The sequence below is a fragment of the Bradyrhizobium sp. cir1 genome, assembly GCF_014198245.1.
Classification (GTDB): domain Bacteria; phylum Pseudomonadota; class Alphaproteobacteria; order Rhizobiales; family Xanthobacteraceae; genus Bradyrhizobium.
The window spans coordinates 71,224-85,993 of the sequence record NZ_JACIHE010000009.1 but is presented as its reverse complement, the minus strand read 5'-3'; the positions used below and the strand labels follow the sequence as shown (position 1 = coordinate 85,993).

12 protein-coding genes and 1 pseudogene are annotated in these 14,770 nt (G+C 65.1%); 5 read left to right on the top strand and 8 right to left on the bottom strand.

Translation table 11 applies throughout. The annotated features are described in order from the left end of the window. Nucleotides 1-3 precede the first annotated feature (3 nt). Nucleotides 4-1,197: an efflux RND transporter periplasmic adaptor subunit gene (locus tag GGD63_RS19705; protein WP_183244837.1), complete on the bottom strand. Its 1,194-nt coding sequence runs from the start codon at nt 1,195-1,197 to the stop codon at nt 4-6. Nucleotides 1,198-1,425: 228 nt separating this feature from the next. Between GGD63_RS19705 and GGD63_RS19700 the strand changes: the two are divergent. Then, nucleotides 1,426-1,640 (top strand): annotated as a pseudogene (locus GGD63_RS19700) (amino acid ABC transporter substrate-binding protein); the annotation flags it as partial. A 333-nt stretch (nt 1,641-1,973) separates the two neighbouring features. Here GGD63_RS19700 and GGD63_RS19695 read toward each other — a convergent pair. From GGD63_RS19695 to GGD63_RS19680, 4 genes are all read right to left on the bottom strand, one after another. Continuing rightward, nucleotides 1,974-2,957 (bottom strand): NAD-dependent epimerase/dehydratase family protein, encoded by a 984-nt coding sequence (locus GGD63_RS19695; RefSeq protein WP_183244835.1) that lies wholly within the window; start codon nt 2,955-2,957, stop codon nt 1,974-1,976. An 88-nt stretch (nt 2,958-3,045) separates the two neighbouring features. Continuing rightward, on the bottom strand, nt 3,046-4,119 hold the full coding sequence (locus GGD63_RS19690) for a hypothetical protein (protein WP_183244834.1): 1,074 nt from the start codon (nt 4,117-4,119) through the stop codon (nt 3,046-3,048). Between the two features lie 91 nt (nt 4,120-4,210). Further along, nucleotides 4,211-5,701, bottom strand: coding sequence for an NAD(P)/FAD-dependent oxidoreductase (locus tag GGD63_RS19685; protein WP_183244833.1), 1,491 nt, complete (start codon nt 5,699-5,701; stop codon nt 4,211-4,213). Nucleotides 5,702-5,806: 105 nt separating this feature from the next. Then, a complete protein-coding gene (locus tag GGD63_RS19680) occupies nt 5,807-6,256 on the bottom strand; it encodes a cupin domain-containing protein (RefSeq protein ID WP_024339447.1) in 450 nt (149 codons plus the stop codon). Between the two features lie 189 nt (nt 6,257-6,445). Here GGD63_RS19680 and GGD63_RS19675 point away from each other — a divergent pair, with 189 nt between their 5' ends. Further along, a complete protein-coding gene (locus GGD63_RS19675; protein WP_183244832.1) occupies nt 6,446-7,471 on the top strand; it encodes an AraC family transcriptional regulator in 1,026 nt (341 codons plus the stop codon). A gap of 62 nt (nt 7,472-7,533) precedes the next feature. Here GGD63_RS19675 and GGD63_RS19670 read toward each other — a convergent pair whose 3' ends face one another. The 3 genes from GGD63_RS19670 to GGD63_RS19660 all read right to left on the bottom strand — a co-directional run bounded on the left by GGD63_RS19670 (nt 7,534) and on the right by GGD63_RS19660 (nt 10,983). Further along, nucleotides 7,534-8,181 carry a hypothetical protein gene (locus GGD63_RS19670; protein ID WP_183244831.1) on the bottom strand — a complete coding sequence of 216 codons (648 nt, stop codon included), beginning with the start codon at nt 8,179-8,181 and terminating at the stop codon, nt 7,534-7,536. Nucleotides 8,182-8,340: 159 nt separating this feature from the next. Then, entirely contained in the window at nt 8,341-10,215 is a 1,875-nt protein-coding gene (locus GGD63_RS19665) for an ATP-binding protein (RefSeq protein WP_183244830.1), read from the bottom strand. Nucleotides 10,216-10,350: 135 nt separating this feature from the next. Further along, complete coding sequence (locus tag GGD63_RS19660; RefSeq protein WP_183244829.1) at nt 10,351-10,983, bottom strand: cupin domain-containing protein; 633 nt, start codon at nt 10,981-10,983, stop codon at nt 10,351-10,353. 219 nt (nt 10,984-11,202) lie between these two features. On the opposite strand from GGD63_RS19660, the gene GGD63_RS19655 reads away from it, so the two are divergent. From GGD63_RS19655 to GGD63_RS19645, 3 genes are read left to right on the top strand one after another with little or no spacing between them, the layout of a single operon-like run. Next, nucleotides 11,203-12,894: a peptide ABC transporter substrate-binding protein gene (locus GGD63_RS19655; RefSeq protein ID WP_183244827.1), complete on the top strand. Its 1,692-nt coding sequence runs from the start codon at nt 11,203-11,205 to the stop codon at nt 12,892-12,894. 27 nt (nt 12,895-12,921) lie between these two features. Beyond that, on the top strand, nt 12,922-13,872 hold the full coding sequence (locus GGD63_RS19650) for an ABC transporter permease (RefSeq protein ID WP_183244825.1): 951 nt from the start codon (nt 12,922-12,924) through the stop codon (nt 13,870-13,872). 3 nt (nt 13,873-13,875) lie between these two features. Then, complete coding sequence (locus tag GGD63_RS19645; protein WP_183244824.1) at nt 13,876-14,751, top strand: ABC transporter permease; 876 nt, start codon at nt 13,876-13,878, stop codon at nt 14,749-14,751. The last annotated feature ends 19 nt before the right edge of the window (nt 14,752-14,770 follow it).

Genomic DNA, 14,770 nt, shown 5'->3' with positions numbered 1-14,770 from the left:
CCCTCACTTGGCAGACGCCTGCGGCTGTTCGATCTTCGTCACCTGCGGGTCGATCTTCTGCCCCGGGATCACGCGCAGAAGCCCTGCGATCACGACGCGGTCGTCCGGCTTCAGCCCGCTTTCGATCACGCGCAGGCCGTTGTCGGTCGGCCCGATCTGCACCTTCCGCTGCTCGACGACATTGTCGTTATTGACGACGAGGAGATAGCGGCCGCCCTGGTCGCTGCCGAGCGCGGTGTCGGGGACGAGCAGGGCGCTCTTCTCCTGCTCGAAGGGCACGCGGACGCGGACGAAATAACCGGGCAGCAGCGCCCGCTTGTCGTTGGGCACGACGCCGCGCACCGCGAGCGTGCCCGTCGATGTGTTGAGGGTCGGCGAGACGTAGTCGAGGTGGCCTTCATGCGGATATCCGGTCTCGGTCTGGAGGCCGACCTGGACCGGCAATTGTTTGAGGTCGGCGACGGTCAGCCCGCGCCGGGCCGCTTCGGCGCGAATGCGAAGGACGTCCTGCTCGTTGACCGTGAAGTTCACCCAGATCGGGTCCATGGCGACGATGGTCGCGAGCTGGGTCGGGGAGGAGACGCCGACGAGCTCGCCGACCGAGACCAGGTGCGCGCTGACGATACCGTCGAACGGCGCGGTCACGTTGGTGTAGCCGTAATTGACCTCGGCGAGCCTGGTATTGACCTGGGCCTGCTGGAGATTGGCCTGGGCGTTGTCGCGGGTCGATGTCGAGGTGTCGAGGGTGGACTGCGAGACCGCCTGCCGCTGCACCAGCTCGACCTGCCGCTTGTAATCGGCTTCGGCCTGCTTGAGCGTGGCTTGCGCGCCGACCTCCGCGGCCTTCGCCTGCTCGACCTTGAGCTTGTACGTCTCCGGCTCGATCGTGAACAGCTGGGTGCCCTGCTTGACGAAGCTGCCGTCCTGATAGTCGATCGATTGCAGGAAACCCTGCACGCGCGCGACGAGATCCACGCTCTTGATCGGCGCGGTGTTGCCGGTGGCCTCGACATAGCGCGTCACTGGCCGCTGCACGGGCGTCGCCACGTCCACCTTGGGCGGCGGCGGCGCCACGAAGGTGTTCTTGTCCTCGCAGCCGGCGAGCGCGATCACGGCGCTCGCGGCGGCCAGCGCCCGTCCGACATGTCTCCACGCTCCATTGCGATGGACGAGCGAGGCGGGATTCGCTGAGGTCATTCGGTGGTCCCCGATTATTGTCTGTCGGTGCGGCAGGCTACCAACAAACGCCCGGCCGTGGAACACCATAGCCATGGCAGTCACGGGCCTTGCACTGCAAACCGCGCCGTGGCCTTTGACAGGTTTGTCATGACAAATCGCTTTCCACCGAGCGCACGATCGACCAGAATTGTGTCAAAGGCCGCGTGCCAGAGGCGGAGCAGTTGAAAGAAGAAAAGTGAGGAGAAGCGTGATCAGCTCAACAAGATGGTGCAGAAGATTCCGGGGACGCGCGTGCTCGACGAGACCTTCAAGAAGACGGTGACCGCCGTCGCTGTCCCGCTCGGCCACAGCCAGGCGCTGGCCTTCGCCAGCAAATTCATGAACGAAGCGGTGACGAACGGCACCCTGCGCAAGGCTATGACGACAACGGCCTGACGGACACCCCGATCCGCACCGAGTAGGCGGGCGGTCGCACAAGAACAGCTGAGAGCTCGCCGAACGTGCCCGGCCTGCATGGTTCGAGACGCCCCGCTTTGGCGGGTTCCTCACCATGAGGTCTAATGTTTCGCCGCAGAACGTGACCTCATCCTGAGGGCCCGCCGCAGGCGGGCGTCTCGAAGGATCGGCCGCGGGCGAGCTTTTCATCCAACTTCTTTGGAAGCGAGCGGCCGCGCAACTTCGCAGACCTCATGGCCTCCGCGGTTCTGATGCCCGCGGGGCTCACCTGCAGCTTGAGGGTGGACGTTCTGGTCAGCGCCTTGCCGTCGAACGCGATCAGCTCGCAAGCCGGAGAACTAGCTCGCCTTGCCCGCATGCCACGCGGCGAGCACGGCCTTCTCCTCATCCTCTGTAAGTCCGACGACAGGTCCCTTGCTGGTGCGGAGCCAGCTGCGCGTATCGCGCGCGGTGACCGCTGGCGGTCGCGAGGTCAGCCCGGCCTTCCGCGCCGGCGAGGTGTCGCGCGTCATGAAGCCGGCGAAGTCGGGCAGGGGCAGCCACATCGGCAGCGACCGCGGACCGGCCCAGCGCCGGACGTCGTGCGCTTCAAGGAAGGTGCGATCGATCCAGGTGAACTTGCAGGACGGGTTCAGCGCGGATGCGCACTCGGCCAGAACTTCGCCGCGCGTGCGAACCGGCCCAATGCCGTCATAGATGCCGGTCAGGCCGATCTCTGCCGCATGCACGATCCATTGCGCGAGATCGCGCACATCGATGAACTGGACGGCGTCTTCAGGCGATCCCGGTGCCAGCACCTCGCCGCCGCGCGCCAGTCGCGCCGGCCAGTACGAAAACCGTCCCGTCGGATCCTCCGGCCCGACGATCAGGCCGGCCCGGCAGATGAAGGCGTCGTTGCCGACCACCTGTTCGCAGGCGACCTTGGCGGCGCCATAGATGGCGTCGGTGCTGTGCTCGATATCCGCCGTGACGGGCTCGCGGAGCGATGCCGTGTCGGCGCGCTGTCCGGGCGTGCGATTGTCCGCATAGACGCTGACGGTCGAGACGAAGGTCCAGTGCACGCCCGGTCGCTTCAGCGCCGCCACCGCGCGGCGGACCTGACCGGGATGACGCGAGACATCGACCACGGCGTCGAACGTCCCGCCCGCAAGCGGCGCAAGCCCGTCGACGGTGTCGCGGTCGATCATCACGAAGCGGGCGCCCGCCGCGATCGGTCCTGCGAGGCCGCGGGCTGCGCAAGTCACGTCGTGCCCGGCCGCGCAGGCATGGGTGGCGACCGCGCGCCCGAGAAACTGGCTGCCGCCGAGGATTAGCAGGCGCATGAGATGGCCGATGATATCGTGGCGCTTCCTTCCCGATGACGAAGGAGTGGGAGCCTACGACGTCCCGTAGCAGTTGCAACCCGCTTCCTCAGCGCGGCTTGATCTCCGCGTATTTCACCATCGCCTTGTCGAACTTCCGCTTGAACAGCCACATCGCGGCCAAAATCTCGCGGAAGCTGGCCGAGCTTCGCGCCCGGTCTGCCTTGCCGAACGCGAAGATGCTGTTGTTGCGCAGGTGCTTCATGATCGTCGGGCTCGACACCCTGTAGTTCAGGAGGTCGCCGGACCTCAGCGCGGCCCGCGTCGGCGTCGGGATGATCTGGATCAGCTCGAACAGCTTCATCTGCTCGATCGGATCGGGCAGCGTCTTCACGATCGCGGGGATCTCGGCAAACAGCTCCGCATGCGCATTCATGAGGCCGTCGCGCACATTGGTCCAGTGATTGAAGCGGCGATCGGTGCCGCGGGACCGGGCCTCTTCCCTGTCGTCGTGCGCGATCAATGCGGGATCGGCGGCCGCGATCGTGCCCTTGATCGCCTCCCATTTGTGCTGGCCGTTGCGGTCCTCGGACGGGCCGGTCTGAAAGCTGCCCATATAAGTGTTCGAGCGCGCATTGCGGACGTTCTGCTTGCCGTTGGTCTCCGCATAGAACAGTCCCAGGCTGATGAGGCCCGCGGCGTTGGCGTCAGCATCCGAAAGCCCCTTGGCGCGTGCAATCGCAGTGCCGAGATCGACGACGTCCTTGAACGGCGTCGGCGAATTCTGCGCACTTGCGGGCGGCGCCTCCATGATCTCGAAGATGTCGGCGTATTCGTCGACCAGCGGCTCGATCGCGGCATCGAAATAGGCCGGCGGAATCCCGAACTTGTTCGGCTTGCCGATCCGCGACGGCATCGCGTCGGTGAGATCCTTGTATGCGCTGATCATGGCGACGCGTGCGAGGTAAAGCGCCTGGCCCGGCAGGTTCGGCAGCGGCTGCTTCGTCTCGATCTGGCGTCGCCGTTCGGCCAGGATCGATTTGAAGTCGCTGAGCGAACGATCGTATGCGGCTTGCGCTTCCAATTGCGCAGGCGTCAGTGCTTGCGCCTGGCTCGCGATGGGTGTCGCGAGGATCAGCCCAAGCACCGCCACGGCTGTCGCGGCGTGACATCGTCGTCCCATGACGGGTTCCCATGCGCAGGAGATTCGTTGGCGATGGGATCGTAAACATCAAACCCGTGGTCTGGCGAGCCGCAAATCGGGCTCTCCGATCTCATCCCGCCGCCCGGTACTCCGGCGCGGTCGCCAGGAACTTGGCATAGGCATCCGCGTCCGGCGGCTGAAAGCGGCCTGCAAGTCCGCCGCGCTTCTGCTCCTTCGTGCCGATATCGGCCATCAGTTCGTCGAAATGCCGGTAGTGATAGGGCGCGACGCAGAGACCGCCATAGACGCCGGCCGCCGGCCGCTCGACGCGCTTGAAATGCAGCATCATCTCGATGTTGTCGCGCATCGCCTGCGCCGTCGGCTGGTTCGCGAGCTGGCCGTCGGCGTAGCGCACCAGCCAGTTGGCCGCGAGGTCGGCGCAGAGCACGGTGCAGAACGAGGAGTTGAAGCCGACGAAGCCGAGCTCCGGCACATCAGGATTGGCGATCAGGCGATAGAGCCGGTACTGCCCGTCGGGATCGACCAGTTTCTCTCGATATGCCGTCGGCAGGAATGGCACGCCGAGCTTGTAGCCGATCGCAAGCACCGCGACATCGGCACCGACGCGCTCGCCGCCGCTCATCACGATCGTGTCGCCCTCGTAATGATCGAACGTGCCGAACACCGCCTTGATGCGGCCGTCGGCGACCATCGGATAGAAGCCCGGCGTTGCGATCGGCACCGAGCAGTTGACGCCATCCTCGATGCGCTCCGTCGGCACCATCTTGCACTGCTTGAGCTTGAGCTGCGTCTTGAGCAGGCTCTCCAGCCCGCGCCAATTGGCCCAGACCAGCGGCGCGGCAATGCGGTGCGCAAGCCTTGCCATCGCGCTGGCGCCCCAGCCCGGGAACATCTCCTCCTGCGCGCGGATGTAGAGAATGCGCTTGAAGTTGACGAGGCCGCCGATGAAATAGGGGATGCGCCAGACCGGCTCGCGCATCACGATGGTGACCTCGCGCGCGCCTGACTTCACCGCGTTCACGGCGATGTCGGTCGCCGATTTCGAGCCGCCGAGCACGACGACGCGGCGGCCTTTCGCCAGCGCCGGATCCCCATATTTCGACGAATGCAGGATCTGGCCGCCCTGCGCCAGGAAGCCATTCTCGCCCGGGCAATGCAGTTCGCGCGGCTCGTTGAACTGCCCGGTGCAGACCGCGACGAAATCGAAGTCTTCGCTCGTGGTGCCGTCCTTGCTCGCCAGGGTCAGTGTCCAGCCCGGTCTGCCGTCGGCGCGCCGCGCCATGCCGGCGACCTCGGTGTCGAGGCGCAGCATGCGGTCGAGGCCAAAACTCCTGGCGTAGTCGGCGAGATAGGCGTGGACCTGCGGTCCGGTCGGCCATTCCGGATAGGCGTCCGGCATGGCGCGATCGGTGTAGCGGTAGAGGTGCTTCGGGCTCTGGGTCTGCACGTCGGGGTAGGAACGTGCCGGCTCCCAGACGCCGCCGAGATCGCCGCTGCGCTCGACGATGGTGACGCGGTGGCCGCGGGCCGCGAACGTTTTTGCGGCGGCGAGGCCGGAGACGCCGGCGCCGATCACGCAGACATGTTTTGGGCTGACCATGGGATTGCTCGCAATCGATTTGTTTCGCGCAAGCGGCCACGTTCGGCCGCAAAGCGCGGCCGGCAGGGCCTGCAGGCAGATGAAGGTGGTCGGGGAGGCTGCCGCCTAGTCGTTGGCCTCGGGCGGCAGGAAGTCGACCTCGTGCAGCGCCGAGATGCGTACGACCTCGGCAGGGTCGGTCAGATTGTGCAGCTGATTGAACAGCGCCTCCAGCTTCTGCATCGGCGAGACCCAGAACAGCGCGCGGCACGGCTTGTCGGATTTGTTGAAATAGCCGTGCGGAATGCCGCGCGGCATGCGCACGAGGTCGCCGGCATGGGCCTTGACCCATTGGCCGTCGAGCTTGAGGTCGAGCGTGCCTTCCTGCACCAGGATAAACTCGTCCTGGGTCGGGTGGATGTGCACCGGCACGAACTGTCCGGGATCGCTGTTGGTCTCGAACGCAAAGGTGGAATCGGTGACGGCCTTGGGGAAATAGACCTGGCCAAGGATGTTCCAGCTCTTGCCGCCATAGCCCGTGCCGTTGGCGGTAATGCCCTTTTCGAGTGCAGTCATGGCTTGCTCCTCATGGATTCCGGCGGGGACGGAGCTTCGGCCGGCCATGGGCCGCCTGTCTATCCGCTAAACGAATCCGGATGCGGCTATTGCCATGCAGCACGACGATTTTGCGCCTTGCGGCCCTTTTCGCGTTTGAGGAACTATTATAGGCTTAAAGCAATTCCGTGACGCGAAGCGTGGTCGACGATGTCCGCAGCCGTGCAGGAAATGAGCGCAAGGACGTCTGCAGCCGAACGGCTTGCGGATTTCGCCCGCGTCACCACTGACGATGTCGACGAAGCGGCCGAGCAGATCGGGCGCATCTTCTGCCCGCACGATCTGACACCGTCACGGCCGCGTGCGGCCGGTTTCTCGGCCCGGCACAATTGCGCGGCCTTCGACGGCTTTTCCATCAACTACGTCGCCTATGGCGGATCGGTCAGTATCGATCCCGGCTGCCTCGAACGCTTCTTCCTGGTGCAGGTCCCGCTCACGGGCTCGGCCCGCATACGTGCCGGTGCCGGTGAGCTCGATGCAAGTCCAGGCCGGACGGCGTCGCTGCTGTCGCCGACCATCCCGACCCGGATGGCGTGGAGCGACTGCGCGCAGGCGATCCTGCTGCTCGACCGCCGCATGGTCGAGCAGCGTGCTGCGGCGCTGTCGGGCAGGGCGGCTGGCGCGGTCGAGTTCGATGCTGCGATCGACCTGGACACGTCCTCCGGGCGCCGCCTGCAAACCGGCCTTGCCGAGCTGATGCTGATTGCCGAGCGCCTCGGGCCGTCCGGCAGGATGTCACCGGTCGCAATGGCCGATTGGCGCGAGGCGCTGCTCGATCTCCTCCTCAATGGGCAGCGTCATGGCCTGTCGGATGCTATCCGGACGTTCTCGGGGCAAGCCGAGCGGCTGCCGCGGGCGCTCCGCGCCGCGCGCGACCATCTTGAGGACAATGCCGGCGAGCCGCTCGACCTCGTACAGCTTGCCCGCGCCTCCGGCATCGGCATCCGCGCGCTCCAGCTCGGCTTCCGCCGTCACTTCGGCATCTCGATCTCACAGATGCTGCTCGACATGCGCCTTGCCGGCCTGCACGCGCGGCTCGGGCAGGCCGCGCCCGACGCCTCAATCACCGAGATCGCCTTCGATCTCGGCTTCACCCATCTCGGCCGCATGGCCGGCGCCTACCGCGAAAAATTCGGCGAGACGCCGTCGGCCACGCTGCGGCGGAGGATGAGCTAGAGAAAACGCCGGCGTCCCGATCAATATTTTGTCGAAAAGCGAGAGACAAGGACGATCCATCATCATCTGAACATCGTGGCCTGGTTGACATCGCCCCAGCAATACTCGCCGTCGCAGTCCTTAAATTTGTCGTTGATGGACCATTCCAGCATGCCGCCCCGCGTTGGAACTCGCACCGTTACGTTTCGCTTGTCGTCCCACAATGTCAGGAATTGCGGCGTGAAGCTCGTCTCCGTGTATGTGTAGAGAACGGAATTATCCCTCAAAAGTCTTTCCTGCCAGACGCCGGCCGCAATTCGCTCGATGCTGCTTTTCGGGAGGTCATAGCGCTTGATGGAATCGAGGTACTTCTTCGATCCCGTGTCTTGGGCAATCGATATTTGTAGTGGCCATCCAAGCAGGATCGACGACATGATCGATGTCGCTCCTAGGATGAGAGCAACGGTTGCAAACCAGGACAAGACCTTCACCTGAAGCCGCGCATTTTGCGCAAGGGGATTGGTATTGGCAGTGGTCCCAATCTCCAAGTTGACGACAATGAACATCAGCAAGATGAAGAACATCAGGCCAGCCATAGCGTAACCCGCGACTTCAGGGGCTACGGACAGCGCCGCTGTTGTCGCGACTGCGACCACGCCGCTTGCTCCCAGTGCCCACTTGTAGGTGTTCGGCGTCTGCTCTTTGAATTGTTGATTTGTGGCGTCCGCCATCGGCTGGTCCTCGAATGATGCCGAGTAAGGCTTAGGTTTTTGAAAACGTCTGGCTCTGAAATGGTTGTCCGGGTCAGACAATATTCAGGCTGCTCGCGCAGGTTGCAAGAGAATTGTGCATGAGCCATCATTGGCTCGGTCCGGCCGGCCAACTGAAATCTACGTCTTTCGCGATCGCGTGCTGCCGCTGTCTTCGGCCGCCTGCCTACGCAGAAAGCCCTCGACGTCCGCCTCCACCGAGTAGGGCGTCGGGATCGCATCGCCCGCGGAATCGACGGCAGTGTCGAGAGAGCGGCGCAGCATGCGGGCGAGCTCGGCCTTGCGGTACGGCTTCGTCAGCAGCGGCGCGCCCATGGTGGCGTGGCCCTGCGTGTGCGGCGAGTCGTAAGCGTAGCCGGAGGTAAACAGCACCCTCAGCGAGGGCCGCGCGGCCACCATCTGCTCGGCGAGCTCGCGCCCATTGATGCCGCCGGCCATCACGATATCGGTGAACAGCAGGTCGAACGCCTTGCCTTCCGCCGCGATGGCGAGCGCTTCGGTGGCGTTGGCGGCTGGGATGACCTTGTAGCCGAGACTCTCCAGCTGCACCGTGACGTATTGGCGGACGTCGCGGTCGTCCTCGACGCAGAGGATGGTTTCCTTGCCCCCCACGACCTTGCGCTCGTCGTAGCCGGCCGGGCGAAGCGTGCTGGTCTCGGCTTTCGGCAGGTAGATCGTGAACGTCGTGCCGCGTCCTTCGGTGGAGGCGACCTTGATGCCGCCGCCGGACTGCTTGACGAAGCCGAACACCATGCTGAGCCCGAGCCCGGTGCCCTTGCCGACCTCCTTGGTCGAGAAGAACGGGTCGAAGATGCGTTCGAGAATGGCCTGCGGAATGCCCGTGCCGGTGTCGGCGATCTCGATCTCGACATAGTCGCCGGCATAGCCGGCGCCGACCGCCACGGCCTCGCGGACGCCGAACACGACGTTGCGTGTCGTCAGCGACAGTCTGCCGCCGTCGAGCATCGCGTCGCGGGCGTTGATGGCGAGGTTGAGCAGCGCCGAGCTCAATTGACCGCGATCGGCGAAAGCCAGCCAGGCATTGGCGTCCAGCTTCGTCACGATCTCGATCTTCTTGTCGAAGGTCGCCAGCAGCAGCCTGGCCAGTTCCTCGAGCAGCTCGTTGACGTCGATCTCGGCCGGCTGGAGCGCCTGCTTGCGGGCAAAGGACAACAGGCTCGATGTCAGCGCGGCACCGCGGTCGGCGGCCTCGCTGATCAGCTTGGTGATGGTCGCAAGCGGCGGATTGTCCTTCACGGCGTCGGCGAGGATCTCGATCGTGCCGGTGATCACGGTGAGCATGTTGTTGAATTCGTGCGCGATGCCGCCGGTGAGCTGCCCGACCGCCTCCATCTTCTGGGCCTGGATCAGCTGCTCCTCGGCGGCCCGTTTCTGCGTGACGTCCTTGACGAAGGTGTTGATGATTTGGCGCCCCCCGAGACGCAGTGCCGTGCTGGACGCCTCGATCAGGATCTCGCCGCCGTTCCTGTGCAGCAGGCTCGCCTCGAAGCGGATGCCGATCGGCGCGTGCGACAGTTCCGGCAACAGCCGCATCATGCGTTGCCTGAAGCCGGCCCGGAGCGGCTCGGCGACGAGGAGGTCGACGACGTCGGCGCCGATGGCCTCGTGGCGCGTCCATCCGGTCAGGGCTTCGGCCTGGAAGCTCCACTCCAGGACGATGCCGCGCTCGTCGGTCTGGACGAAGGCGTCGAGTGCGGTCTTGATGATGGCTTGCGTCATCTGCGCGCTCTCGGCGATGGCCTTCGTCTGATCCGCCAGGGCTGCGGCAGCCTGCTTGTGCTGCGTCGTCTCGATCGCACGCAGGCACAGACGCGCGATCAGCGCCGCAATGGCGGCGCTTGCGAGCAGGGCAATGAGCTGGGGAGTGCCGAAGCCGCCGGCGGTTCCGGTCACGGCATAGGAGGCGAGGAGGGCTGCGGCGGTCACGACGAGCTGCGCGGCCATCGCGAGTGTCAGAAGCCCCCTGAGTTTCATGTCACACCAAAGACGTCAGCCGCGGACCGCCCGCCGCGCCGTCGACGAGCCGGCATCATGTCAGCTACAGACTGCCCGGCTCTCCGTCGAGGGTCAATTTGCGGCACCGGGGACGCCGGGAACAGTGCGCGTGCCTCAACCTGCCGGCGAATCGGTCTGGAGCAGCGTCGTCACCCAGATTGCTCGCGCCACCTGCTGGGTCGGGTTGTCGAACATGTGCGGCACGATGCTCGGAAAGCGGAAACTGTCGCCGGCCTCCAGCAGATGGGCCTGGTTGTCGAGCCACAGCCGCAGGCTGCCCGACAGGATGTAGCCCGCCTTCTCGCCGGTGTGCTGGAGGAAGTCGGTGCCTGAGGAGGCGCCGGGATTGAGCGTGAGTTCGTAGAACTCGAGCTGGCCCTTGCCGTCGGGGGTGAGGGCTTCCTTGACGACGCCGCTGGCGGTGAGGCGCAGCAGGCGCCTCGCGTTCTTGCGCACGATGTAGCGCTGCACGTCGCCGGGCTCGCTGGTCTCGAAGAAGTAGGAGATCGGCACGTCGAGCGCGATGCTGAGCAGGCGCAGGGTGCGGATCGACGGCATGGCGCGCGCGCGTTCGAGCTGGCTGATCATGCCGTTGGAGAGGCCGGTCTTGTTGGCGACGTCCTGGATCGAGAGCCCGGCGCGCTGACGCAGCAGCCGCACGGTCTCGCCGAGGCGCTGGTCGACCGCATCGTCGGCCTCGTTCGCCGGGGCGTCCTTGGTGCCGTTCGTATCGCCGCGACCATTCATGTCGCTCTCCCATGCATCGTCTCACCCCGGGACCGCGTCGGTCCGAGGTTCAGTCACAGTGAAAAGGTCGCGCATACTAGCAATGCGATTGACAGCTGTATTTAGTCATGGTGAACTTTTGATCGAAAAATTTAGAAGCACTAAAGCCCACTCCTTGTCCCTTGCCGGGGTCTCGGGGGCGCGGGAGACGGTGCCGCGTGCGACAACGGAGAGTGGGTCATGGCAGGCGACACCGGCAAGTTCGGCGTTGGGGCAGTGCATCTCGGTGTTCCGAATCGCCGTCAATTCTTCCAGCTCGGCGCCGGCGCGGCCGCGGGATGGAGCCTCGGGGGCAACGCCTTCGCGCAGACCGAGCGCCCGACCAGCCCGCCGAGCAAGCCGCGCGGCCAGGTGATCGCGGCGCTGTCGCAGGAGCCGACCGTCTTCCATCCGTTGATGCCGGGCATCGAGGTCGATCAGGGCATCTGGTGGCAGGTGTTTTCGCCGCTCTGGTACATCGACCCCGACGGGAATTTCGTTCCCGACCTCGCCCGCGAAGTCCCGACCCTCGAGAATGGCGGCCTGTCGGCCGACGGGTTGACCTGGAAGATCAAGCTCCGCAGCGACGTGAAGTGGCACGACGGCACGCCGTTCACGGCGGAGGACGTCAAATTCTCCATCGAGCTGATCAACAATCCCGGTTTCCGCGCGCGCAGCCGGGTCGGCCATAGCCTCGTCAAGGACATCACCGTCGTGGCGCCCGACGAGATCCATTGGCGGATGGAAGCGCCCTATTCGCCCTACATGTCGATCCTGGCCTCGTTCACCTTCATCGTGCCCAAGCACATCCTGGAGAAGGTGTCCGATCCGAATGCCTCGCCGTTCCACAACGCGCCGGTGGGGACCGGCCCGTTCCGCTGGGCCGAGCGCGTGCCTGGCGATCATATCCAGTTGAATGCCCACACCGGCTATCACGGCAAGGGGCCGTACGTCGAACGCGTGGTCTTCAAATACATCCCTGATCTCACCGTGCTCTACACGCAGTTCCGCACCGGCCAGGTCGACTACACCGGCCTCGCGGGCATCCTGCCGAACTTCGTGCAGGAGGCGAAGACGCTGAAGGGCCGCAAGATCTTCGTCTCCTCGACCTCGTCGGTGGAGCATATCGCGCCCAACCTGGATTTTGGTCCCTTCGCCGACCGTGCCGTGCGCGAGGCGCTCTATCTCGGCATCAACAAGCAGGCGATCATCGATGCGCTCTATTACGGCCTGCCGACGCAGACCGAGAGCTTCGTGCCGCAGCAGGCCTGGTCGTTCCAGCAGGGGCTGCCGCAGCACAAATACGATCCTGCCAAGGCCAATGCGCTGCTCGACGCTGCGGGCTGGGTTCGCGGCTCCAGCGGCATTCGCGAGAAGGGCGGCGTCAAGCTCGAATTCACCAATTCGACGACGGCGGGCAGCGCCGTGCGCGAGCAGTGCCAGCAACTCCTGATCCAGGACTGGCGGGCCATTGGCGCAACGATGCGCGTCAACAACATGCCGGCGGCCGTGATCTGGGGCGACTTCTGGCAGCAATCGAAGTTCAATTCGGTGATCGTCGGCGTGAACTTCATGCTGGGCAGCGACCCCGACGTGACGCCGCGCTTCGGCTCCGGTGCCATTCCCGCCAAGGGCGGCCGCGGCTACAACACCTATCAATATCAGAGTGCGGAGGCCGACCGGCTGCTTTCTCAAGGCGCCAAGCAATTCGACCTGGCGCAGCGCAAGGCGACCTATGGCGAGCTGCAAAAGCTCATCCGCAACGACCTCGCGATCCTGCCGCTGTTTCAAAGCTTCATCGCTGAGGGCATCAAGGAGGGGCTGCAAGGCTTCCGTCCCAACATCAACATGTCGATCAACAGCTGGAACATGCGCGAATGGTATTGGGCCTGATGTCTCAGGCCGGCTGGATCGCCTGAGATGGCCCGCTACGTCGCCAATCGCCTGGCGCAGGCGATCATGCTGCTCGTGATCGTTTCGGCGATCGGCTTTGCCATCCTGCATCTGGCGCCGGGCGGCCCGCTCTCGCAGTTTGCCGTCTCCGGCCAGATGACGCAGGAGGATCTCGACCGCGTCACCAGGCAGCTTGGCCTCGATCGGCCGCTGCCGATCCAGTACCTCGACTGGTTCGGCCGCATGCTGAAGGGCGATTGGGGCAAGTCCTATCGCGATGGCGAGGCCGTGCTGTCGGTGATCTCCTCGCATCTCGGGGCGACGCTGGAGCTGATGGCGACGGCAACCATCATCGCGGTGCTGCTCGGCTGCTGGATCGGCGTGCTGGGCGCGCTGCGCCGCTATTCGGTGTTCGATACGCTCGCTACCGTCGGCGCCATGATCGCGCTGTCGATCCCGACCTTCTGGTTCGGCCTCGTCACCATCTACGTGTTCTCGGTCAAGCTCGGCTGGTTGCCTGCCGGCAACCGGCAGACCATCGGCGACGGCTCCTTCCTCGACCTCGTGCATCATCTGATTGCGCCGGCCATGGTGCTGGCGCTGGTCGAGACCGCGATGTGGGGGCGCTTCATGCGCTCCTCGATGCTGGAGGTCATCAACCAGGACTACATCCGCACCGCGCGCGCCAAGGGCATGCCGGAGTGGCGCATCCTCACGGTGCATGCATTGCGCAATGCGCTGCTGCCGATGATCACCGTGGCGGGCCTGCAGTTTCCGACGCTGCTTGGCGGCGCGCTGGTCGCCGAGACCGTGTTCACCTGGCCCGGCATGGGCCGGCTGTTCCTCGATTCCATCGGCTACCGCGACTATCCCGTGGTGATGGGCATCCTGATGTTTTCGGCGACGATGGTGCTGATCGGCTCGCTGCTCGCCGACATCCTCTATGCCGTCGTCGATCCGCGCATCCGGGTGGGCTAGGCGATGGCGACTGCGGTCCTCTCCACTGTCCAGCGCACGCCCGGTCAGGCCGCGTGGCGGCGCTTTTGCCGTCATCGTCTTGCGCTTGCGGGCGCGGTGATCATTCTCGTCCTCGTCCTCGGCTCGGCGCTCGGTCCCTATCTCCTGCCGTTCGACGACACCTATATCGACATCATGAAGCGGTTCGCGCCGCCGCTGTCGGGCGCGCATATCCTCGGCACCGACGAGCTCGGTCGCGACGTGCTGGCGCGGCTGATGATGGGCGGGCGCGTCTCGCTCTCGATCGGCATCGTCGCGATGGTGATGGCGATGGCGATCGGTATCATGGTTGGCGCGTTCGCCGGCTTCTATGGCGGCGCCGTCGGCGCGGTCCTGATGCGGCTTGTCGATGCCGTGCTGTGCTTTCCGACCATCTTCCTCCTGCTCGCGCTCGCGGCGCTCACCGAGCCCGGCCTCGTCACCACCACCGTGCTGATCGCGGCCACCGCCTGGATGGCCGTTGCCCGTGTCGTCGAAGCCCAGGTGCGATCGCTGCGCGAGCGCGAGTTTGCCGTGGCGGCGCTCGCCTTCGGGTCGTCGAACCTGCGCATCATGTTCCGCGAGCTCGTACCCAATGCGATCGCGCCGATCGTGGTGGCGGCGACGCTGAACGTCGCCAAGGCGATCCTGCTCGAATCCTATGTCAGCTATCTCGGCTTCGGCATCCAGCCGCCGGCCGCGAGCTGGGGCAACATGCTCAACAACGCGCAGATCTATCTCACCAGCGCGCCCTGGCTCGCGATCGTGCCGGGCGTCGCCATCACGCTCGCGGTGACCAGCTTCAATTTCCTCGGCGACGGGCTGCGCGATGCGCTCGATCCGCGGATGAACATCCCATGACGAGCAAGAACTCGACCGA